Origin of the sequence: Kitasatospora sp. NBC_00315 (genome assembly GCF_041435095.1) — a bacterium.
Classification (GTDB): Bacteria; Actinomycetota; Actinomycetes; order Streptomycetales; family Streptomycetaceae; genus Kitasatospora.
This window is the reverse complement of sequence record NZ_CP108025.1, coordinates 1,625,914-1,644,812: the sequence shown is the minus strand read 5'-3', so window position 1 is coordinate 1,644,812 and position 18,899 is coordinate 1,625,914. Positions and strand designations below refer to the sequence as shown.

Annotated in this window: 17 protein-coding genes; 10 read left to right on the top strand and 7 right to left on the bottom strand. The window is 72.7% G+C overall.

Annotated features, from left to right (window positions below; translation table 11 throughout):
* Nucleotides 1-379 precede the first annotated feature (379 nt).
* The 6 genes from OG823_RS06850 to OG823_RS06825 all read left to right on the top strand — a co-directional run bounded on the left by OG823_RS06850 (nucleotide 380) and on the right by OG823_RS06825 (nucleotide 5,407).
* Entirely contained in the window at nucleotides 380-946 is a 567-nt protein-coding gene (locus tag OG823_RS06850) for a TetR/AcrR family transcriptional regulator (protein ID WP_371478366.1), read from the top strand.
* Between the two features lie 51 nt (nucleotides 947-997).
* On the top strand, nucleotides 998-1,618 hold the full coding sequence (locus OG823_RS06845) for a DUF4865 family protein (RefSeq protein WP_371484335.1): 621 nt from the start codon (nucleotides 998-1,000) through the stop codon (nucleotides 1,616-1,618).
* Nucleotides 1,619-1,632: 14 nt separating this feature from the next.
* Nucleotides 1,633-2,076 carry a carboxymuconolactone decarboxylase family protein gene (locus tag OG823_RS06840; RefSeq protein WP_371478364.1) on the top strand — a complete coding sequence of 148 codons (444 nt, stop codon included), beginning with the start codon at nucleotides 1,633-1,635 and terminating at the stop codon, nucleotides 2,074-2,076.
* The gene (locus OG823_RS06835) at nucleotides 2,073-2,990 is read left to right on the top strand and encodes a phosphotriesterase (RefSeq protein WP_371478363.1); all 918 of its coding nucleotides are present in this window, start codon (nucleotides 2,073-2,075) and stop codon (nucleotides 2,988-2,990) included. Before OG823_RS06840 ends, OG823_RS06835 begins: the two co-directional genes overlap by 4 nt.
* A gap of 359 nt (nucleotides 2,991-3,349) precedes the next feature.
* Nucleotides 3,350-4,486 carry an alpha/beta hydrolase gene (locus OG823_RS06830; RefSeq protein WP_371478361.1) on the top strand — a complete coding sequence of 379 codons (1,137 nt, stop codon included), beginning with the start codon at nucleotides 3,350-3,352 and terminating at the stop codon, nucleotides 4,484-4,486.
* A gap of 282 nt (nucleotides 4,487-4,768) precedes the next feature.
* Nucleotides 4,769-5,407: a hypothetical protein gene (locus tag OG823_RS06825; protein ID WP_371478359.1), complete on the top strand. Its 639-nt coding sequence runs from the start codon at nucleotides 4,769-4,771 to the stop codon at nucleotides 5,405-5,407.
* Nucleotides 5,408-5,547: 140 nt separating this feature from the next.
* Here the strand turns inward: OG823_RS06825 and OG823_RS06820 are convergent, their stop codons facing one another.
* The 3 genes from OG823_RS06820 to OG823_RS06810 all read right to left on the bottom strand — a co-directional run bounded on the left by OG823_RS06820 (nucleotide 5,548) and on the right by OG823_RS06810 (nucleotide 10,163).
* Complete coding sequence (locus tag OG823_RS06820; protein WP_371478357.1) at nucleotides 5,548-5,880, bottom strand: MoaF N-terminal domain-containing protein; 333 nt, start codon at nucleotides 5,878-5,880, stop codon at nucleotides 5,548-5,550.
* Between the two features lie 97 nt (nucleotides 5,881-5,977).
* Entirely contained in the window at nucleotides 5,978-9,430 is a 3,453-nt protein-coding gene (locus OG823_RS06815) for a carbohydrate binding domain-containing protein (protein ID WP_371478356.1), read from the bottom strand.
* A 337-nt stretch (nucleotides 9,431-9,767) separates the two neighbouring features.
* Nucleotides 9,768-10,163, bottom strand: a complete 396-nt coding sequence (locus tag OG823_RS06810; RefSeq protein ID WP_371478354.1) for a ribonuclease — start codon at nucleotides 10,161-10,163, stop codon at nucleotides 9,768-9,770.
* A 307-nt stretch (nucleotides 10,164-10,470) separates the two neighbouring features.
* On the opposite strand from OG823_RS06810, the gene OG823_RS06805 reads away from it, so the two are divergent.
* The gene (locus tag OG823_RS06805) at nucleotides 10,471-11,160 is read left to right on the top strand and encodes an HAD family hydrolase (RefSeq protein WP_371478353.1); all 690 of its coding nucleotides are present in this window, start codon (nucleotides 10,471-10,473) and stop codon (nucleotides 11,158-11,160) included.
* 56 nt (nucleotides 11,161-11,216) lie between these two features.
* Nucleotides 11,217-11,717, top strand: coding sequence for an NUDIX domain-containing protein (locus OG823_RS06800; protein ID WP_371478351.1), 501 nt, complete (start codon nucleotides 11,217-11,219; stop codon nucleotides 11,715-11,717).
* 64 nt (nucleotides 11,718-11,781) lie between these two features.
* On the opposite strand, the gene OG823_RS06795 is transcribed toward OG823_RS06800, so the two are convergent.
* Nucleotides 11,782-12,300: a hypothetical protein gene (locus tag OG823_RS06795; protein ID WP_371478350.1), complete on the bottom strand. Its 519-nt coding sequence runs from the start codon at nucleotides 12,298-12,300 to the stop codon at nucleotides 11,782-11,784.
* A 188-nt stretch (nucleotides 12,301-12,488) separates the two neighbouring features.
* Nucleotides 12,489-13,286: an IclR family transcriptional regulator gene (locus tag OG823_RS06790; protein WP_371478348.1), complete on the bottom strand. Its 798-nt coding sequence runs from the start codon at nucleotides 13,284-13,286 to the stop codon at nucleotides 12,489-12,491.
* Nucleotides 13,287-13,475: 189 nt separating this feature from the next.
* On the opposite strand from OG823_RS06790, the gene aceB reads away from it, so the two are divergent.
* Both aceB and OG823_RS06780 read left to right on the top strand, forming a co-directional pair.
* Nucleotides 13,476-15,155 (top strand): malate synthase A, encoded by a 1,680-nt coding sequence (gene aceB, locus OG823_RS06785; protein ID WP_371478346.1) that lies wholly within the window; start codon nucleotides 13,476-13,478, stop codon nucleotides 15,153-15,155.
* A gap of 185 nt (nucleotides 15,156-15,340) precedes the next feature.
* Nucleotides 15,341-15,727: a gamma-glutamylcyclotransferase gene (locus tag OG823_RS06780; RefSeq protein ID WP_371478345.1), complete on the top strand. Its 387-nt coding sequence runs from the start codon at nucleotides 15,341-15,343 to the stop codon at nucleotides 15,725-15,727.
* Nucleotides 15,728-15,907: 180 nt separating this feature from the next.
* Here the strand turns inward: OG823_RS06780 and OG823_RS06775 are convergent, their stop codons facing one another.
* Both OG823_RS06775 and OG823_RS06770 read right to left on the bottom strand, forming a co-directional pair.
* Entirely contained in the window at nucleotides 15,908-17,044 is a 1,137-nt protein-coding gene (locus OG823_RS06775; protein WP_371478344.1) for a peptidoglycan recognition family protein, read from the bottom strand.
* Nucleotides 17,045-17,442: 398 nt separating this feature from the next.
* Entirely contained in the window at nucleotides 17,443-18,825 is a 1,383-nt protein-coding gene (locus OG823_RS06770) for an 8-oxoguanine deaminase (protein WP_371478343.1), read from the bottom strand.
* Nucleotides 18,826-18,899 lie beyond the last annotated feature (74 nt).

Genomic DNA, 18,899 nt, shown 5'->3' with positions numbered 1-18,899 from the left:
CCGGTGTCGCCCGGCCCGCGCGCCCGCCGGGGCGGGGCCGGGCGGTCCGAACGTGACGTACGCCTCACCACGGTTGCTCCGGCACGGGAGTGACGCATGGTGTACGTGGGCAGACGATCAGTCGGAGGACCGGGTCTCGGACCGTCGTGCGGCCGGTTGGGGCCGTGGCCGCCGGGGGGCGGCACACGGCCCTTCGTGCACCCACCCGCCCTCCGAGGCTCGCCGTCCGTCCGCCCGGGGGCCGGCCGTCCGTCCGCCCGAGGCCCGCCGTCCGTCCGCCCGGGGGCCCGCCGTCCGTCCTCCGGTGGCCCCCGGGCGTGCGCGGCGCGCCCGGTGACGCCGACTGGCACCTGTACCTACTGGTATGTACATTGGGGTCATGGCAACCCAGGACCGTCTGATCGAGAGCACCCAGGAACTCCTCTGGGAGCGCGGGTACGTCGGCACCAGCCCCAAGGCCATCCAGCAGCGGGCGGGCGTCGGGCAGGGCAGCATGTACCACCACTTCGCCGGCAAGCCCGACCTCGCCGCCGCGGCGCTCCGCCGCAGCGCCGCGCAGATGCGGGCGCTGGCCGAGCGGCAGCTCGGCGGCCCCGGTACCGCGTACGAGCGGATCGAGGCCTACCTGCTGCGCGAGCGCGAGGTGCTGCGGGGCTGCCGGATCGGCCGGATGGCGCAGGACCCGGAGGTGGTCGCCGACCCGGAGCTGCGCGCCCCGGTGGAGGAGACCTTCGCCTGGCTGCGCGGACGGATCGCCGAGGTGATCGCCGAGGGAACCGTCGCGGGCGAGCTGCGGCCCGGTCCCGATCCGGCCGACACCGCGACCGCGATCGTCGCGGTACTGCAGGGCGGCTACGTGCTGGCCCGCGCGGCAGGCAGCGAGGAGCCGTTCCGGCAGGCCGTCCGCGGCGCCCTCGGGTTGCTGGCAGCCCTGGTCCGCGACTGAACCGCGGGCCGGTGCGGCGGCACACCACACCCCTGAACGAGAGGCATGACCGTGCAAGCGATGGAGTACGAGATCACCCTCCCCGCCGACTACGACATGGAGATCATCCGAAACCGGATCGCCACCCGGGGCCACCTGATGGACGCCTATCCCGGCCTCGGCCTCAAGGCGTACCTGGTCCGCGAGCGCGGCGACGGCGTGCACCTCCCGCAGGGCACCCCCGCCCCGGAGGACGGCGGCGGAGCGGCCGTCAACCTGTACGCCCCGTTCTACCTCTGGCGCACCGCCGAGGGCATGAACAGCTTCCTCTGGGGGCCCGGGTTCCGGGGCATCATCGCCGACTTCGGCCGCCCGCAGGTCAAGCAGTGGGTGGGCGCGGGTCTGCGCCGCGGCCGCTCGGGCGAAGCCCTGCCGACCGCCGCCACCCGGCACACCGAACGCATCCCCGAGGGGGTGGACCCGGGCGAGGCGGTGGAGCGCGCCCTCGCCGCCCTGCCGGACGGCGACACTCTGCACTCCGCCGCCGTCGCGGTCGACCCGAGCCGCTGGGAGATCCTGCACACCGCCCTGTGGCACGGCCCGGCCCCTGCGGACGCGCCCGGCGCCCGCTACCAGGTGCTCCACCTGTCCTGTCCCGAGATCGACGCGCTGCCGGCCGGCCGGCACTGGTGAAAGGACCCACCCGCATGGAACCCGACGACCTCACCCCGGCCGTGCTCGACCGCGCCGCCGGATACCGCCTGATGAACGAGCTGGCCGGCCCGCAGACCCAGGACAAGACCCTGCGGGGTCTGGACGACCTGGCGCCCGGCTTCCCCGACTGGATCGTCACCAGCCTCTTCGGCGGCACCTACCAGCGCCCCGGCCTGGAACTGCGGGACCGTCAACTGCTGAACCTGGCGGCCCTGGCGGCGCTCGGCGGGGTGGAGCCGCAGCTCGCCGACCACGTCCGCAACAGCCTGCGGGTCGGGTTGACCCGGGAGCAGATCACCGAGGTCATGATCCATCTGGCGCCGTACATCGGGGTCCCCAAGGCCCTGGCCGGGATGCGGGTCGTCACCGCGACCCTCGCCGAGGCGCCGTCCGCCGAGGCGCCGCGCGCCGAGGCTCCGGCCGGAGCCGACGCGTGAGTGCGATACGCACCGTCCTGGGAGACGTCGAACCGGGGCTGCTCGGCCGCTGCGACTCCCACGACCACCTCTTCCTGGCCTCGCCGCAACTGTCCGGCCAGGAACTGGACGACCCGGTGGCGGCCGAGGCCGAGCTGCGCGCGTTCGCGGCGGCCGGCGGCCGCGCCGTGGTCCAGTGGACGCCCTACGGGATGGGCCGGGGAGGGGCGGGCCTGGCCCGGCTCTCCCGGGCCACCGGCGTACGGCTGGTCGCCGCCACCGGACTGCACCAGGCCGCGCACTACGACGAGAGCGTGCTGCGCGGCCTGTTCACGGGCGACCGGCTGACCGAGCTGTTCGTCGAGGAGCTGACCGCCGGTCTGCGCGAGCCCGGTGTGCCCGCTGGCGTCCGGGCCGGGATGATCAAGGTCGCGGGCGGTTTCCACGGTCTGGACGAGCACGCCCGCCGGGTGATGACCGCCGCGGCCGAGGCGCACCACGCCACCGGTGCGCCGATCGGTGTCCACCACGAACTGGGCACCGGGGCACCGGACGTGCTGGACCTGCTCTGCGACCGGCTGGGCGTACCGCCGGAGCGGGTGCTGCTCGGCCACCTCAACCGGTTCCCCGACCTGCGCCTGCACCGGCAGGCCGCCGAATCCGGCGCGTTCATCGCCCTCGACGGCCCCTCCCGCGCCCATCACGCCACCGACCACCACCTGTTCGACACGGTGGCCGCACTGGTCGGCGCGGGGCACGCCGGGCAGCTGCTGCTCGGCGGCGACACCACCACCAGGGCGGCCCGCGGCGCACCCGGCCTGCCGTTCCTGGTCGGCGCTCTGGCGGCGAGGATCACCCGGGAGTTCGGCGCCGAGCTGACCGAGCGGCTGCTGGTCGCCAACCCGGCCCGGGCCTTCGCGGCCGACTGGCTCTGAAGCCCGGCCGCCGCAGCCAGGGGCGGCCGGCGCGACGCTCGCCGGCGGAGCCGGTCCTGCGGCCGGGCCGCCCGGACACCCACCGCCGTGGACCGCCCGGACGCTCACCGCGGCCGGGCCGCCGGGACACCCACCGCCGCCGGGACACCCACCGCCGCCGGGCCGGACAGGGCCGTCCGGGCACCGCCCGGTGCCTCGGAGGGCAGTTCGGGCGGTGTCGGTCGAGGGCACGGCCCGTCGCCGGTTAGGGTTGTGATCACGTCCTGGAACCGAACCGGGTGGCCGGTCGGAACCGGGCCGCTCGCACAGGTGTCGTAGTGGCGGGGGACGCGACATCGAGCTGCGGGAGTACGTGGGACATGGGCCTGACGAGCCACAAGGTGCTGGCACTGGCCGTTCTGTTCGCCGTTCTGGTGGCGGCCGGGTCGGTGTGGATCTGGCCGAGACTGGCGAGGCGGAGCTGGCAGGCGGTGCTCGGCAGGATCGGCACCATCATGGCCACCCAGCTCGCCGTCCTGATGGCGCTCGGCCTGGTGGCGAACAACTACTTCGCGTTCTACAGCAGCTGGGACGACCTGCTCGGCACGGGGGACGGCGGCCCGATCCGCATCCAGACGAAGCTGGACGCCGGGCGGCCCGGGATCCAGCCGCTCGGCCGGGTGGAGGTCCAGGGCGGCGGCGCGGTCGGCCGGGATCCGAAGCAGGCCGGTGAGATCCGCGTGGTGCGGATCGCCGGCGCCACCACCGGGCTCTCCACCGACGGCTACGTCTACCTGCCGCCGCAGTACTTCCAGCCGGAGTACGCCCGGCGGACGTTCCCGGCCGTCATCGTCACCACCGGCTTCCCCGGGGACGCCAGGAACCTGGTGACCCGCCTCAACTACCCCGGCGCCGCGCTGAAGCTGCTGGGGAGCGGCCGTATGCAGCCGACCGTGATGGTGCTGATGCGGCCGTCCCCGGCGATGCCCGCCGACACCGAGTGCGAGGACGTCCCGGGCGGCCCGCAGTCCGACACCTACTTCACCAGGGACGTGCCCCGCGCGGTCGAGGACTCCTTCCGGGTCTCCGCCGATCCGCGCTCCTGGGCCCTGATGGGCAACTCCACCGGTGGCTACTGCGCCCTCAAACTGGCGATGCGTCACCCGGACGTCTTCCCCACCGCCGTCTCGCTCTCCGGCTACTACCGCGCCGCCGAGGACGCGACCACCGGTGACCTGTTCCGGGGCGACAGGCACCGGCGCGACGAGGCCGACCTGGTCTGGCGGCTGAAGAACGCGCCGCACCCCCGGATCGCTGTCCTGGTGGCCGGCAGCAGTGAGGGCGACGGCGACTACCGGCGCGAAACCGAGGAGTTCATCGGGGCCGTGCACGCGCCGATGACGGTCTCGTACAGCATGCTGGCGACCGGCGGCCACAACTTCCAGACCTGGGAACGACTGCTGCCCTCCTCCCTGGAATGGCTCTCCCAGCACCTGACGGTCCCCGCCCGGGCCTAGGCCGTCCAGGGCACGGGCGCGCGCCGCCGGAGCCGTGCGCAGTGGGGAGCCGAACGCGGGGAGTCATCGTCCTCCGCACCCGACACCGGGGCTGCCACCCATCCGTCCGACAGCCCATCCGTCCGACAGCCCACCCATCCGTCCGTCCGCCGGGTCCGAACCCCGGGTACAGGCGCGCGACGGCGAACAGCCCCGCGTGGGCCGGGGCCACCGCCCCGGTGGATCCGCCGCACGGCGATCGCCGCCGCGCGCGTCCCATTTCCTCTCGAAGGGAGCGCTCCGATGAGGAAGCTCCTCGTCTCAGCCGCGATCGCCGGCCTGCTCCTGCCGTTCGGTGCGACGACCGCCTTCGCCGACTCCGGCCACAGCAGTACCCCGTCGAAGGAGCAGCGCAACTCCTTCACCTTCGCGCTGCTGCTGCCGGTGGCCAACAACCGGGTCACCGGGATCGGCAACGCGGTGGTCGACCTGCACGGCCACGATGCGAAGATCACCATCCATGTGCGCGGGCTGCTCGACCACGCCCCGCACGCGATGCACATCCACGTCAAGGGCTCCGGCGAGTGCCCGGAGGCCGACGACTCCACCCTGCAGAACGGGCACCTCGCCACCTCCACCACCGACGGGCTGAAGGACTACGGGCCCATCGGCACGTCGCTCACCACGACCGGCGACACCAGCCCGGCAAGCGCGCTGGCGGTCAACCGCTTCCCCGCCACCGGCACCTTCACGTACTCCCGCACCATCCAGATCACCGACCAGGTCGTCCACGCCCTGCGGACCGACAACGCCGTCGTCGTCATCCACGGCATCGACTACAACAAGAACGGCAGGTACGACAGCGTTCTCGGCGCCAGTGACCTCGACCCCAAGCTCCCCCAGGAGGCCACCGCCCCCGCCCTGTGCGGGCCCCTGCACTGACCCCTCCGCCGGACCACCGGCTGCCTGCCCCGCCGACGCCGGCGCGGCAGGCCCCGCCGCGGCCGGCGGATCACGCCACGGCGCCGGCGACCGCCGCGCCCCGGGAGTCGTCACGGCGGGCACGGCGGGGGAGACAGGGGCTACGGCGCGACCGGTGCCAGGGTGCCGGTGTGCAGCTCGCCGACCCGGCCGCCCTCGCCCTCGTACGTCCAGAAGGCCCGTACGGTCAGCTCCGCCAGGTCCATCACGTGGCTGACGGTGATCCCGCTCAGCTCCGTCCAGCTGACGAAGTACAGCTCGGGGCCGACCTGCGCCACGTGCAGCGCGACGTCCTCCCACTGCCCGGCGGATTCGCCCAGGCCCTCCCAGCGCAGCCGCTTCCCGTCGGCCGAGTAGGCGTTGCGGAACTCGGCGCCGTTGTCGACCCGGAAGAGGAAGGTACGGCCGGCGAAGGCGGGCAGGGGCGCGGTCATGGCTGGGCTGGTCCTCGTCGTCGTCTCGTGAAGGTGGGCGCGGCCGGTCGCCCGGCCACGCCCACCAACCTATCCGAACGCGTGGACCTGCACCGGATTACTTCAGGTACGGGCCGTCCGTGCCGACCTTGCCCGGGGCGGCGTTGGCACCGCCCAGGTCCAGCACGTACACCCGCAGGTTGCCCTTGCCGGGCGCGGCGACCGTCAGGGTGCCGTTGGTGACGACCTTCACGTCACCGCTCACGGCGTCCTTGTAGGTGCCGTTCGGGATCCCGGTGTACGTCGCGCCGTTGGTGACCGCGACCAGCGCGAACGAGTCCACGCCGCTCGCCGCGTCGGTGTAGCGGCGCTTGAACGCCATGTCACCGGAGACACCCTCGGTCGAGTACTGCCCCATCTGCAGGGCCGGTACCGCCCGACGGATCTGGTTCAGCCGCTGGACCTGCTTGACCAGCGGCTGGGCCAGCGTGGTCGCGACCGCGCCGGAGGCGCCGGAGACCACCGAGAAGTCGGAGGCGGTCACGTCGCCCGCGATCTTGTCCCCGTAGTACGCCCGTCCGGTGGTGGCCAGCGGGCAGGTCGGGCCGCAGTCGATCTGCTTGCCCGCCTGGAACTCGATCTCCGAGCCGTAGTACAGCGTCGGGATGCCGCGGAACGTCCACATCAGCGCCATGTTCTCGGCCCACGCGTCGGTGCCGCCCGCGTAGCGGGTGCTCGACTTGTTCGGGCCGAAGTCGTGGCTGTCGACGTAGACCACGTTGTACGTGGCGTCGTTGGTCGAGTCGTCCGAGTCCTTGCCGTTGTTGAAGGCGTTGGACGCGTCCCCGAAGTTCATGTGCATGCGCATGTCGATGATGTTCATGCCGCTGAACTGGCTCTTGTCCGGCGTGTGGTAGCTGTTCCCGCTGAGGAACGCGTTGCTGGACGTGGGCTGGTTGCCGGTGCCCAGCTGCTCCTCGTAGTTGTACTGGTCGAGTGCGGCCTGCACGTCGTCGCTGGTGTAGTCCTTGCGCTCCTTCCAGGTGTAGAACTGCGCCGAGTGGTTCACCGAGCCGCGGTTCCACTTGTCGTTGACGAACGCGCCGACCTCGCCGAAGACGAAGAAGTTGGCGGCCTTGGCGGCGCCGAACTTCTGGTTGACCTCGGCGTAGATGGCCGGCAGGAAGCGCCGGTTCCAGGTGATCCGGGGGATGTGCACGGCGGTGTCGATCCGGAAGCCGTCCACGCCCATGTCGATGTACTTGTTGTAGGCGCCGATCAGGTACTGCTGGACGACCGGGTTCTCGGTGTTGAAGTCGGCCAGGTCCTCGTGCAGCCAGCAGGAACGCGAGTCCTCGCCCTCCCAGTTGCCGATCCAGCACTGGTGGTAGAGCGCCTTCGGGAACATGCCCGACGTGGGGTTGGGCCACTGGCAGTTGTAGACCGTGTAGCCCTCGGCGCTCTTGCCCCCGGTCGGCACGCCCCAGTTGACGCAGGTGTTGCCGGCCGGCTCGGCGGTCGACCACATGTCGCCGTTGTAGTAGGACTTGCCGGAGACCGGGTCGACGGTCAGACCGTCGTACTCGAAGCCCGCGTTGGGGGCGTCGTAGTACCAGCTCCACTGCGAGTCGCGCACGCCGTATACGGTCGGGGTGAACAGGCCCTTGGCGCCCCAGCGGGAGCTGTGGTTGTAGACCACGTCCTGGTAGATCTTGATGCCCTTGGCGTGGGCGGCGTTGATCAGGTCCTGGTACGAGGCGCCGGCGGACTCCAGGCGCGGGTCGACCTTGTAGAAGTCGTAGCCGTGGTAGCCGTGGTAGTCGTAGTCGGAGCGGTTCAGCACCACCGGGGTGATCCAGATGGCCGAGAAGCCCAGACCCTTGATGTAGTCGAGCTTCTGGACGACGCCCTTGAAGTCGCCCCGGAACATCGGGTCGTTGTTGGCCGCGTTGCCCGACTTGACGTCCTGGCTGCCACCGCGGTCGTTGCTGGTGTCACCGTCGTAGAAGCGGGCGGTGAGCAGGAAGTAGATCGGGTCCTTGCGCGGGTCGGTGCCCAGCGGGGTGCCGCCGGCCGCGGCCGGCGGGGCGGTGCCCGTGGTGGTGCAGCCGGGGGCACTGGCGGGGGACAGGTTGCCGGCCGCGTCCAGGGCCTTCACGGTGTAGCAGTAGTAGGTGGTCGCTTCGAGGTTGGACTCGGAGTAGACCGTCGAGGTGGTGTTGACCAGCGAGGTTCCCTTGGTGCCGCCGGTGCGGGTGATCTGGTAGCCGGTGACGGCGGTGTTGTCCGTCGAGGCGTTCCAGGTCAGCACCACGGCGGTGGCGGTGGCGGTCGCGGTGACGGCGGCCGGGGTGGTCGGCGCCGTCGTGTCGGGGACGACGGCGGCGCACGGGTCGGTCGCCGCGGTCTTCACGACCTTGTCCTTGACCGTGTTGTTCCCACCCGAGAGCTGGTAGTTGACGCCGTTGTTGTTGTCCCAGACGCCGTTGCCGTTGTTGAAGGTCGCCTGCCAGGTGGTGGCGGTGCCGAGGCTGACGGTCTTCTTGACCCAGCCGGTGCAGGCCGCGTCCATCCCGATACCGGGCGCGGTCGTCCAGGTGCCGCCGACCGGCGCCCAGTGCAGGTTGACGGTGGTCCAGCCGACCGAGGCGGTGGAGTACCAGACGGTGGCGGCGGTTCCGGCGGGGGGTGCGGTGGTGGTCGCGGTCGCCGTGGGGGAGGTGCTGGCGGTCGCGGAGGGGCTGGCGCTCGCGGAGGCACTGGCGGACGCGCTGGCGGACGCGCTGGCGGACGTGCTGGCGGACGTGCCGGCGGACGCGCTCGCGCTCGGCGAGGCCGACGGTGTGGGGTCCGTCGAGCCGCACGGATCGCTGTGCGCGACCACGCCGTTGGTGACGGTCACCGAGCCGGTGCCCAGCTGGTAGTTGGCGCCGCCGTTGTTGTCCCAGGTGCCGGAGCCGTTGTCGAAGTCGGCCTGCCAGGTGGTGGCGGTGCCGAGGGCGACGGTGAGCTTCACCCAGCCGGTGCACGTCGCGGTCATCCGGGTGCCCGGGGCGGTGGTCCAGCTGCCGCCGGCCGGGGCCCAGTGCAGGTAGTACGCCGACCAGTTGGTGGACGCGGTGGAGTAGAACACCGTCGCCGAGGTGGGGGTGGCGTCGGCGCACGGGTCGGTGGTGCCGACCGCGCCGCCGGTCACGGCACTGATGCCGCTGCCGAGGGCGTAGTTGGCGCCGCCGTGGTTGTCCCAGCTGCCGGCGGCGTTGTTGAAGGTCGCGCTCAGGCCGGTGGCGGCGCCGAGGTCGACGGTCTTCTTGAACCAGCCGTTGCAGGAGGCGTCCATCGGGACACCGGGGGAGGTGGTCCAGGTACCGCCGGTGGGGGCGTAGTGCAGGTCGACGGTGGACCAGCCGGAGGTCGGCTTGTAGTAGACCGTCGCGGTGCTCGCCGCGTGGGCGGAGAGCGCGGGCAGCAGGGTGGCCAGCAGGCCGGCGAGCAGGGCGACCACGGCGGCCAGGGGGCGGCGGTGCCGGTGGCGTCTGCTGCGTAGGGGCACGTGGCGGATTCGGTCCACGGCGGGACTCCTCGGGGCGGGCCGTCAGGTGGGGCGGCCGGTCGGGTGGGGGCGGGAGCGCGGGGCCGGGGCAGCACGGATCATTGCAATCCCTTGCAGAAGATGCACCGTCCTGGCTGTCCGCCGTGGGCCCTTGGGGTGGGTGGGCCATGCGGCGTCGCGGTCCTGTCTTGCGCAAGGTTCTGCAAGATGTTTCAGGAGGGTACTCGTCTGTAAACCCGACGTAAAGAGGTCTCGTGCGGCCGGGAAGGTGGAGTGCCCCGAATGCGACGGCCGCCCGCATCCCCGGGGGTCGGGGGTGCGGGCGGCCGGTGGGGCACGCGGCGGTGACGGTCGGTCAGCAGCCGAAGTTGATCAGGCGGAACGTCACGTAGTGGTCCGAGGTGTAGTAGTCCTCGTGATAGGTCTGGCCGGTGATGATCCGACGGGTCCCGCGGGTCGAGGATCCCGGCGTCTTGACGGTGTACTCGTGGTAGTAGCCGGCGGTGTGCAGGGGCAGCACCTGCTCCCGGTTCTGGAAGACCACTCCGTCCTGCGAGTAGGGGAACGGCCCGTTGGTGGCGATCAGGGCGAGCGTGTCGTCCGCCTGGCTCGGCAGGGCGGTCAGGCAGACGCTGCCACTGACGGTGGCGTGTGCCTCGGAGTCGAGGGCGACGGTGGGGGCCAGGGCGAGCAGGCCGACGACGGCGACGGAGGCGGCGCGGGTTTTCAACGCGCGTAGAGTGATTCGCATGGCAGCAGTGTGGAGCCCGTCGGGGTGCCCGCGAAAGGCCGCTCCGGCACCTGCGAAGACTCTTCATGTACGCGTAACTGCGCCGGAACCCGGGCGACTTCAGCTGTCTGCCGGCGGCCCGGCGGATGCCGTTCCGAGGGCGCCGGGGCATCCGGCCGGACCGGGCGCGGGTGGCGGACAGGACGCGTGCGCAACGGGCGACGAGGTCGCGGACCGGGCGGCGGTGCCCGGAAAACCGGCTGCGGGTCGTTGCTCCCCGGGGCTAGCGTGGCCGGGTGCCCGTCCGTGGGAGTCCTGGAGGTCGGCCGTGAGGCGCGAGCAGGTGCTGGTTTTCGACGCCGACGACACGTTGTGGGAGAACAACGTCGTCTTCGAGCGGGTCATCGCTCAGTTCCTCGGATGGCTGGACCATCCGGCCCTCGGCCTCCCGGAGCGCCGCGCCGTCCTCGACGAGATCCAGGCGGCCAACGCCGTCACCCACGGCTACGGCAGCGGGATGCTCATCCGGAGTTTCGCGGACTGCGCCACCCGGCTGCGCGGCCGCCCGGTCACCGCCGCCGAGACGGCCGAGATCGCCGCACTGGCAGCGGTACTGATCGACCATCAGGTCGAACTGGTGCCCGGCGCCGCCGACACACTGGCCCGGCTCGGCGTCCGCCACCGCCTGCTGCTGCTCACCAAGGGCGACGCCGAGGAGCAGCGGCGGAAGATCGACGCCTCGGGTCTCGCGCCGTACTTCCAGGCCCTGGAGATCGTCCCGGAGAAGGACGACGCGGCCTACCGGCGGCTCATCACCGCGTACGGCCTCGACCCCGCCGAGAGCTGGATGATCGGCAACTCGCCCAAGTCGGACATCCTGCCCGCCCGCCGGGCCGGGATGAACGCGGTCTTCATCCCCCACGCCCACACCTGGGTGCTGGAGCACGGGGAGGTGGACGCGTCCGACCCGGGAGTGCTCCACCTGGGCGCCCTGACCGAGCTCGTCGACCACTTCTGAGCCGCGCGGCGCGCCCGTCAGGGACGTCGGCCGCCGACCGCACGAGAGGACCTCCGATGACCGAGGCAGCTCCCGGATCGCCGGCCGATCCGCCGAGGGATCCGCAACCCGCCCCGCGCCCCCGGCGCCCGGCCGAGCGGGCGCTGTCGGAGCCGGCCGTCTCCTGCGTGTTCGTCTGCCACGACGGCCGGGGACGGATCCTGCTGGCCCGGCGCAGCGCCGGTGCCCGCGACGAGCCCGGCACCTGGGACACCGGTGCGGGGGCGCTCGAACACGGTGAGTCCTTCGAGGACGCGGTGGCACGCGAGGTCCGCGAGGAGTACTCGACGGAGCCGCTCGCGATCGAGACGATCGGTGTCCGCAACATCCTGCGGGGGGATCCGGTGTCCCACTGGGTCGCCGTGGTGTTCGCCGTCGAGCTGGACGCGTCCCGGGCGGCGATCGGCGAGCCGCACAAGTTCGACGCCCTGGGCTGGTTCGACCCGGACGCGCTGCCCTCGCCGCAGCACTCCCAGCTCGCGCCGACGCTGGCGCTGCACCGGGACCGGCGGCGCTGAGACGGACGGCGGCGTCCGGGGACGGCGGCGTCGAAACGGGCGGCGGCGTCGGCCGGGCGGCTCGTCAGGAGACGGCTGAGACCGGGATCTCGAACGGCCTGCGGTTGTCGGACGGGTCCGGATCGTCCGGGCCGGTGACCTGGACCCGGCCACCCGTGAGGGTGCCCGGCGCCGGGACGTGCGGCCCGAGCCGGAGGGGGACGAGCGCGGTGGCGCTGCGCTGCGGGGGCAGGCCGGCCGGGAAGTCGCACCGGACCTGCTCCCCGCCGGCCGGTTCGGCGGCGGGAAAGACCTGGCAGGACGCGGGGAAGAACGGGCCCTCGGCCTCGACGCCGGGCGGCAGGACGACCAGGACGGTGAACCCGGAGGCCGTCCGGTCCGGTCCGCCGTTGGAGACCGAGGCGTGCACCGTGGTGGTGCCGCCGGGCGGCGCGGCGGCCGGGTCGCTCCGCTCCACCCGCAGGTCGGACACCGGCGCCGCCGTCGCCCGCAGACCGGCCGCCGACGGCGCCCCGGCGCTCGCGGCGAGGGCCATCACCGCACCCGCGGCCACCAGTGTGTTGCGTACCGACTCTCGGGACATCGCCGCCACCCGCTCCGTCTCACCGGCCCGTCACCGTGCGGGCCGCCTCGGAACAAGGCTGGACCGGCGGCCCCCGCCGGGCGGCGGGCGGCGCGCCGCGTCCGCTCGAACGAGTGAACGCTGGTTCGGCACGTCTCACCCGGCCGGGCGGTCGGCCGGCGGGCCCGCCGCGAGCATCCGACGCGGCGTCAGGGGGCCAGTACCTGACCGAGTCTGGCCGCGATGTGCCGCATGACGGGTACCAGCGCCGCACTGCCCGCCTGCTCCTCCAACGCCCGGATCCGGGCCTCGGGGCCGGAGACCGACAGGGCGGTCGGTGTCGGCGCGCCCGGCACCGCCACCGCGATGCAGCGGACGCCGATCTCCTGCTCCTGGTCGTCCACCACGTAGCCGCGCTCGCGGGCCTCGGCCAGCTGTTCCAGCAGCAGTCCGGGGTCGGTGACGGTGTACGAGGTGTGCGCCGGCAGCGGGTTCGGTCCGAGGACGGCGCGCGCCTCGTCCTGCGGGAGCTGGGCGAGCAGCGCCTTGCCGACGCCGGTGCAGTGCGGCTGCACCCTGCGGCCGACCTCGGTGAACATCCGCATCGAGCGCCGGGACTGCACCTGCCCGACGTAGACCACCTCGCCGCCCTCCAGGACGGCCAGGTTGGCCGTCTCCCCGGTGGCCTCCATCAGCTCCGCGAGGTAGGGGCGGGCCCAGCTGCCGAGCAGCCGCCCCGCCGTTTCGCCGAGCCGGATCAGGCGCGGGCCCAGGGTGTAGCGGCGGGTGGTGTCCTGGCGTACATATCCCTGCTGGACGAGGGTACGAACCAGGCGGTGGATGGTGGGCATCGGCAGGCCCGAGGAGGCGGACAGCTCGCTCAGCGTCGCCACGCCGCCCGCGTCGGCGAGCGCCTCCAGCAGTTGGAAGGCGCGCTCGACGGACTGCACGCCGCCGCTCGCGCGGTCGGCGCTCGTGGTCGATGCTGTGTCGGAGGTCGCGGCCACCGGCGTTCCCTTCACTGTCGGGGGAGGAGTAGAGTCCCAGCGATCACCTCAACAAACCGTTGAAATTCTGTATCGCGGAAACTAGTCTCCACCTTACAGAATCCAACCCGTCGGTAGGCGGGTTCAGATCAGGGAAGATCCCACCGGAGCTTCCTTCATCAGCTCAACCGTCCAAGGAGTGTCCTGTCCATGGCTGCAGATCAGGGACCCTCCCCCAGCCTCCGGCTGGGGGTGCCCCAAGGCGCCTCCCCCGCCGCCCCGGTCGTCACCGTGGCCGGTCCGCGCGTTCCCCGGGCGGAGGAGGTGCTCACGCCGGAGGCCGTCGCCTTCGTGGTCGGCCTCCACCGCGCCTTCGAAGGGCGCCGCCAGGAACTCCTGACCCGACGAAAGAGCCGCCGCGCCGAGATCGCGGAGGCCGGCACGCTCGACTTCCTCCCGGAGACGGCCGCCGTCCGCGCCGGCGACTGGCGGGTCGCCGAGGCTCCCCGCGCACTGCGGGACCGGCGGGTCGAGATCACCGGCCCGACCGACCGCAAGATGGTCGTCAACGCCCTGAACTCCGGCGCCAGGGTCTGGCTCGCCGACTTCGAGGACGCCACCTCGCCGACCTGGGAGAACGTGGTCAGCGGGCAGATCAACCTGATCGACGCCTATCTGGGCCGGATCGACTTCAGCACCGAGGCCGGCAAGTCGTACACGCTCGGGCCCGCGGCGGAGCTCGCCACCGTGGTGGTCCGCCCGCGCGGCTGGCACCTCGACGAGAACCACCTGCTGGTCGACGGCACCCCGGTCTCCGGCGGCCTGTTCGACTTCGGCCTGTACTTCTTCCACAACGCCGCCCGCCTGATCGCGCGCGGCGCGCAGGACCCGAACTCGGGCCCGTACTTCTACCTCCCGAAGACCGAGAGCCACCTCGAGGCCCGGCTCTGGAACGACGTCTTCACCCATGCCCAGGCCGCCCTCGGCATCCCGCACGGCACCATCCGCGCCACCGTGCTGATCGAGACCATCACCGCCGCGTTCGAGATGGAGGAGATCCTCTACGAGCTGCGCGAGCACGCCGCCGGGCTGAACGCGGGCCGCTGGGACTACCTGTTCTCGATCGTGAAGAACTTCCGCGACGCCGGCGAGCACTACATCCTGCCGGACCGCAACAGCGTCGGGATGACCTCGCCCTTCATGGCCGCCTACACCCGCCTGCTGGTGCAGACCTGCCACCGGCGCGGCGCCCACGCGATCGGCGGCATGGCCGCCTTCATCCCGTCCCGCCGCGACCCCGAGGTCAACGCCGCCGCGATGGAGAAGGTCAGGGCCGACAAGGACCGCGAGGCCGGCAACGGCTTCGACGGCTCCTGGGTGGCCCACCCGGACCTCGTCCCGATCGCCCGCGCCTCGTTCGACGCCGTGCTGGGCGACCGCCCGAACCAGAAGGACAACCCCGGCCCGGCCGAGCCCGTCACGGCCGCCCAGCTGCTCGACATCGCCGGCGCCGGCGGCAGCTGCACCCGGACCGGCCTGCACAACGCCGTCCAGGTGGGAATCCGCTACATCGAGGCCTGGCTGCGCGGCCTCGGCGCGGTGGCGATCTTCAACATGATGGAGGACGCCGCCACCGCGGAGATCTCGCGCTCCCAGATCTGGCAGTGGATCCACAACGGCGTCGTGCTCGCCGACACCGGTGAGAAGGCCACCGCCGAGCTGGTCCGCCGGCTCGTGGCCGCCGACCTCGCCGAGATCCGTACCGAACTGGGCGACGCCGCCTACGCCGGTGGACGCTGGACGGAGGCCGCCAGGCTCTTCGAACAGGTCGCCCTCGCCGAGGAGTTCGCGGACTTCCTCACCCTGCCCGCGCTGCCCCTGCTGGGCTGATCCCAATCTATCCGGGCACAACCCGGCTGCCGCCGTCCAAGCTGTAGCACTGGTTGTCGCGATTTCGCCGTTCCGTACGGCGCAGCCGCCCGCCCACCCGTCACGCACCGACCGGCGGCCCGGCCGGGGGACCAGGCGAGGTCCACCCCGGCCGGGCCGCCGCGCGCGTTCAGGAGGAACCACCGATGGCACGCATCTTCTTCAACGGCCAGGCGATGGCCGGCGGCCCGTTCCACCACTCGGTGTCGGACGCCCTGATCGGCCCGGTGCGCACCGCGCCCGGCTACCGCTTCTTCTCCATCGGCGACGTCTGCCCGGGCCTGCTCCCGGCCCCGGGGGCGGACACCGCGATCGAGGGCGAACTGTACGACGTCGACCTCGAACACCTGCGGGACGTCATCCTCCCCGGCGAGCCGCGCGAGCTGGAGCTCGGCGTCATCGAGCTGGCCGACGGCAGCGCCTGCCTGTCCATGGTGCTGGCCCGCGGCGAGCTGGAGAAGGGCGTCCACCGGGAGATCACCACGTACGGCGGCTGGCGCGCCTACCTGGCCACCCTCGGCCGGACGGCCTGACCCCGCCCGCCGGACCGCCGCTCCACCGTCGGACCGACGGACGTCGGCCCGCCTGGCGAGCCGGCCGGCGAACCGTGGGCGACGACGAGCTCGCTGGGCTGCTGCCCAGGCTCTTCGGCCGCTTCGACCGACCGGGGCCGCCCGGGGCGGGGAGCCCCAGGCGGCGGACTCGGCTCGGGCTCAGTGGGAGTGGCCGGCCAGGCCGGCGACGTCCGCGCGCAGGGCGGGCAGCGTGGCGTACATGGTCCCGCCCGGGCAGTCGGTGGCGAGCCAGTCGCGGTGGCCGCTGATCATGTCGACGTCCTTGGTCACGCCGTTGACCGGGTTGACGAAGGTGACCCGGGCCTGCGGGTCCAGGTCGTGCCAGAACGAGAGCCCGGCGAGCAGCAGCGTGAGCGACCTGCGGGCCGCCTCGGTGGGCAGCTGGTCGCTGAGGGTGCCGAGCAGGGCGATGCCCAGGTTGCCGGAGTTGAAGCCGGAGGTGTGGAAGGCGGTCACCACGTTGCCGTCGGCGTCATGGGCCGGCAGGGGGTCGGTACCGGAGTAGCGGCCCTCGTAGATCCGGCCGGCCTCGTCGATCAGGAAGTGGTAGCCGATGTCGCCCCAGTCCAGGGTGATCGCGTGGTACTCGTAGATCGCCCGGACGGTGGCCGCCGGGTCGGGGTCGGCGTTCACCCCGTCGGTGTGGTGCACCGTCAGGGTCTGCAGCGGGTAGTACTTGGTGGGGCTGTTCTCGACGCCGTTCTTGAAGCGCTTGGTCTCGTCGGCGCCCCACGCGGCCCGCGACAGGTACTGGATGCCGCCGAACATCACCGGAGCGGTGAGCGGCAGGCTCACCCGCCGGGCCGGCCCCTGGAGGGTGTCGATCGCGGCGGAGCGCACGTCGGTGGCACCGTCGGGCAGCTGCAGGTCGTAGCCGCTCGCGCCGCCGGCGGTCACCAGCGCGGTCGCGTTCCCCGAGGCGTCGACCGGCCGGTCGTCCGGGCCGCCCGCGCAGCTGGTGGGCAGGGCCTGCCAGTCGCCGGGCACGCCGTCCTGGTGGAGCCGGATCGAGGCGCCCCGCTGCGGGCCGGTCCAGCTGACACCGACGTACTCGATCGGGAAGTCGGCCTGCACCGCCGTGGCGGCCTCGCCGGCGGCGGACTGCGACCGGGTCTGCGGGATCTCGACGATCTGCTGCCCACCGGCCTGCGGGTTCGACGGTGCGGCGGCCCGGGCGGCGACCGAGGTCAGCGGGGTGACGGCGACGGCGGCCGCCGTCGCGCCCAGCGTCCCGATCACGGTACGGCGGCTGACGGCGGGCTTACGGTGTGGCATCGGGGTCCCCATCCAGGGTGTGAGCGCTCGACGAAGAGCCCGTGACGACGGGCTCCCGTGCTGATGGATGATCAGCACCACCGTTGTATACGGCTCAGGCACCCGACCCGGTTCCGGATTCACGCAGGTCTTCCCTTTAGGGCAGACCCGGCGCGCCCGCGCCCGTCCGGCACCCTCCCGCCCGCGCCCGTCCGGCGCGTCCCCAGGCCCGCCGCCCGGGCCCTCCACCCCCGGGGCTCCGCGCGGCGCGTCACAGCCCCGGACCCTCGCCGTGGGTCCGGGGCTGCGTTCCGCTCGCCCACGAGGGGCTCACGGAGTCCGGGTCACGCACCGTCCCTGGGCGGCCCGGAGTCTGCGGGGTGCGGCCGCCGGGGCGGCGGCCGCACGGGAGGGGGTGGTCAGCCGCGCGCGGCGAGGTCCTTGGCCGCGCGGGCGCAGGCCTGGGCGATCCGGTCCTCGTTCACGGTGGTCAGGTTGCCCTTCTCGACGACCGGGTTGCCGTTGACCAGGAGCAGGGCCAGCGGCGGGAGGGCGCCCAGGGTGAGGGCGGCCACCGGATCGGCGATCGAGGAGTGCATGATGCCGTCGATCTTCCACAGCGCGAGGTCGGCGAGCTTGCCGGCCTCGATCGAGCCGATCTCGTTGTGCCGGCCGAGCACCCGGGCGCCGCCCATGGTGCCCAGGCGCAGCGAGCTGCGGGCGGTGAGGGCCTTCGGGCTGCCGTGCAGGCGGTTGATCAGCAGCGCGTTGCGCAGCTCGGTGCCCAGCTCGCCGGACTCGTTGGAGGCGGTGCCGTCCACGCCGAGGCCGACCGGGACGCCCGCCGCCAGCATGTCGGGGACGCGGGCGATGCCGGCCGCCAGACGGGCGTTGGAGGACGGGCAGTGCGCGACGCCGGTGCCGGTCTCGGCGAACTTGGCGATGTCCGAGTCGTTCATGTGGACGCAGTGCGCCATCCAGACGTCCTCGCCCAGCCAGCCGGTCGACTCGAAGTAGTCGGTCGGGCCCATGCCGAACAGCTCCTTGCAGAACTGCTCCTCCTCGGCCGTCTCCGAGCCGTGGGTGTGCAGGCGTACGCCCTTGCGGCGGGCCAGCAGGGCTGCCTCGCGCATCAGTTCGGTGGAGACCGAGAACGGCGAGCAGGGCGCGATGGCGATCTGCAGCATCGAGTCGAAGGAGGGGTCGTGGTAGGTGTCCACGGCCGCCTCGGAGGCGATCAGGATGTCCTCGGTGCGCTCGACCGCGTGGTCCGGCGGCAGGCCGCCGTCCTTCTTGCTCCGGTCCATCGAGCCGCGCAGCGCGGTGAAGCGCAGGCCGAGCTCCTGGACGGCCTCGATCTCGGCGCCGAGGATGTCGCCGCCGTCCTTCGGGAAGACGTAGTGGTGGTCGGAGGCGGTCGTACAGCCAGACTTGAGCAGCGCGGCGGCCGAGCCCTGGGCGGCGGCGTGCACGAGCCTGTCGTCGATCCGGGACCAGGTCGGGTAGAGCGCGACCAGCCAGTCGAAGAGGATGTCGTCCTGGGCCAGGCCCCGGGTGATCCACTGGTAGAAGTGGTGGTGGGTGTTGACCAGGCCCGGGGTGATCAGGTGGCCCTCGCCGTTGATCCGGCGCACCACGTTGTCCAGCCACTGCGGGGCGGGGCCGTCGCCGACCGACTCGATCCTGTTGCCGAGGACGACGACGTGCCCGCGCGCGTACTCGGTGTCGTTGGCGTCGACCGTCGCGATGGCGACGTTCTCGATGACGATCCGCTGGTCGGCGGGTGGGGGCTGGACTGCCATGGTGGGAACTCCTATGGGGGGAGGGTGGGTGGGGGCGGGACGGTCCGGAGCGTTTGTACCGCCCCGCCCACCGG

Excerpts from the sequence above, each read along its gene's own strand:
- OG823_RS06795 (WP_371478350.1), bottom strand. The coding sequence starts at position 12,300 with ATGTCCCGAGAGTCGGTACGCAACACACTGGTGGCCGCGGGTGCGGTG.
- aceB (WP_371478346.1), top strand. The coding sequence starts at position 13,476 with ATGGCTGCAGATCAGGGACCCTCCCCCAGCCTCCGGCTGGGGGTGCCC.
- OG823_RS06770 (WP_371478343.1), bottom strand. The coding sequence starts at position 18,825 with ATGGCAGTCCAGCCCCCACCCGCCGACCAGCGGATCGTCATCGAGAAC.
- OG823_RS06820 (WP_371478357.1), bottom strand. The coding sequence starts at position 5,880 with ATGACCGCGCCCCTGCCCGCCTTCGCCGGCCGTACCTTCCTCTTCCGG.
- OG823_RS06825 (WP_371478359.1), top strand. The coding sequence starts at position 4,769 with ATGAGGAAGCTCCTCGTCTCAGCCGCGATCGCCGGCCTGCTCCTGCCG.
- OG823_RS06830 (WP_371478361.1), top strand. The coding sequence starts at position 3,350 with ATGGGCCTGACGAGCCACAAGGTGCTGGCACTGGCCGTTCTGTTCGCC.
- OG823_RS06810 (WP_371478354.1), bottom strand. The coding sequence starts at position 10,163 with ATGCGAATCACTCTACGCGCGTTGAAAACCCGCGCCGCCTCCGTCGCC.
- OG823_RS06775 (WP_371478344.1), bottom strand. The coding sequence starts at position 17,044 with ATGCCACACCGTAAGCCCGCCGTCAGCCGCCGTACCGTGATCGGGACG.
- OG823_RS06840 (WP_371478364.1), top strand. The coding sequence starts at position 1,633 with ATGGAACCCGACGACCTCACCCCGGCCGTGCTCGACCGCGCCGCCGGA.
- OG823_RS06780 (WP_371478345.1), top strand. The coding sequence starts at position 15,341 with ATGGCACGCATCTTCTTCAACGGCCAGGCGATGGCCGGCGGCCCGTTC.
- OG823_RS06800 (WP_371478351.1), top strand. The coding sequence starts at position 11,217 with ATGACCGAGGCAGCTCCCGGATCGCCGGCCGATCCGCCGAGGGATCCG.
- OG823_RS06850 (WP_371478366.1), top strand. The coding sequence starts at position 380 with ATGGCAACCCAGGACCGTCTGATCGAGAGCACCCAGGAACTCCTCTGG.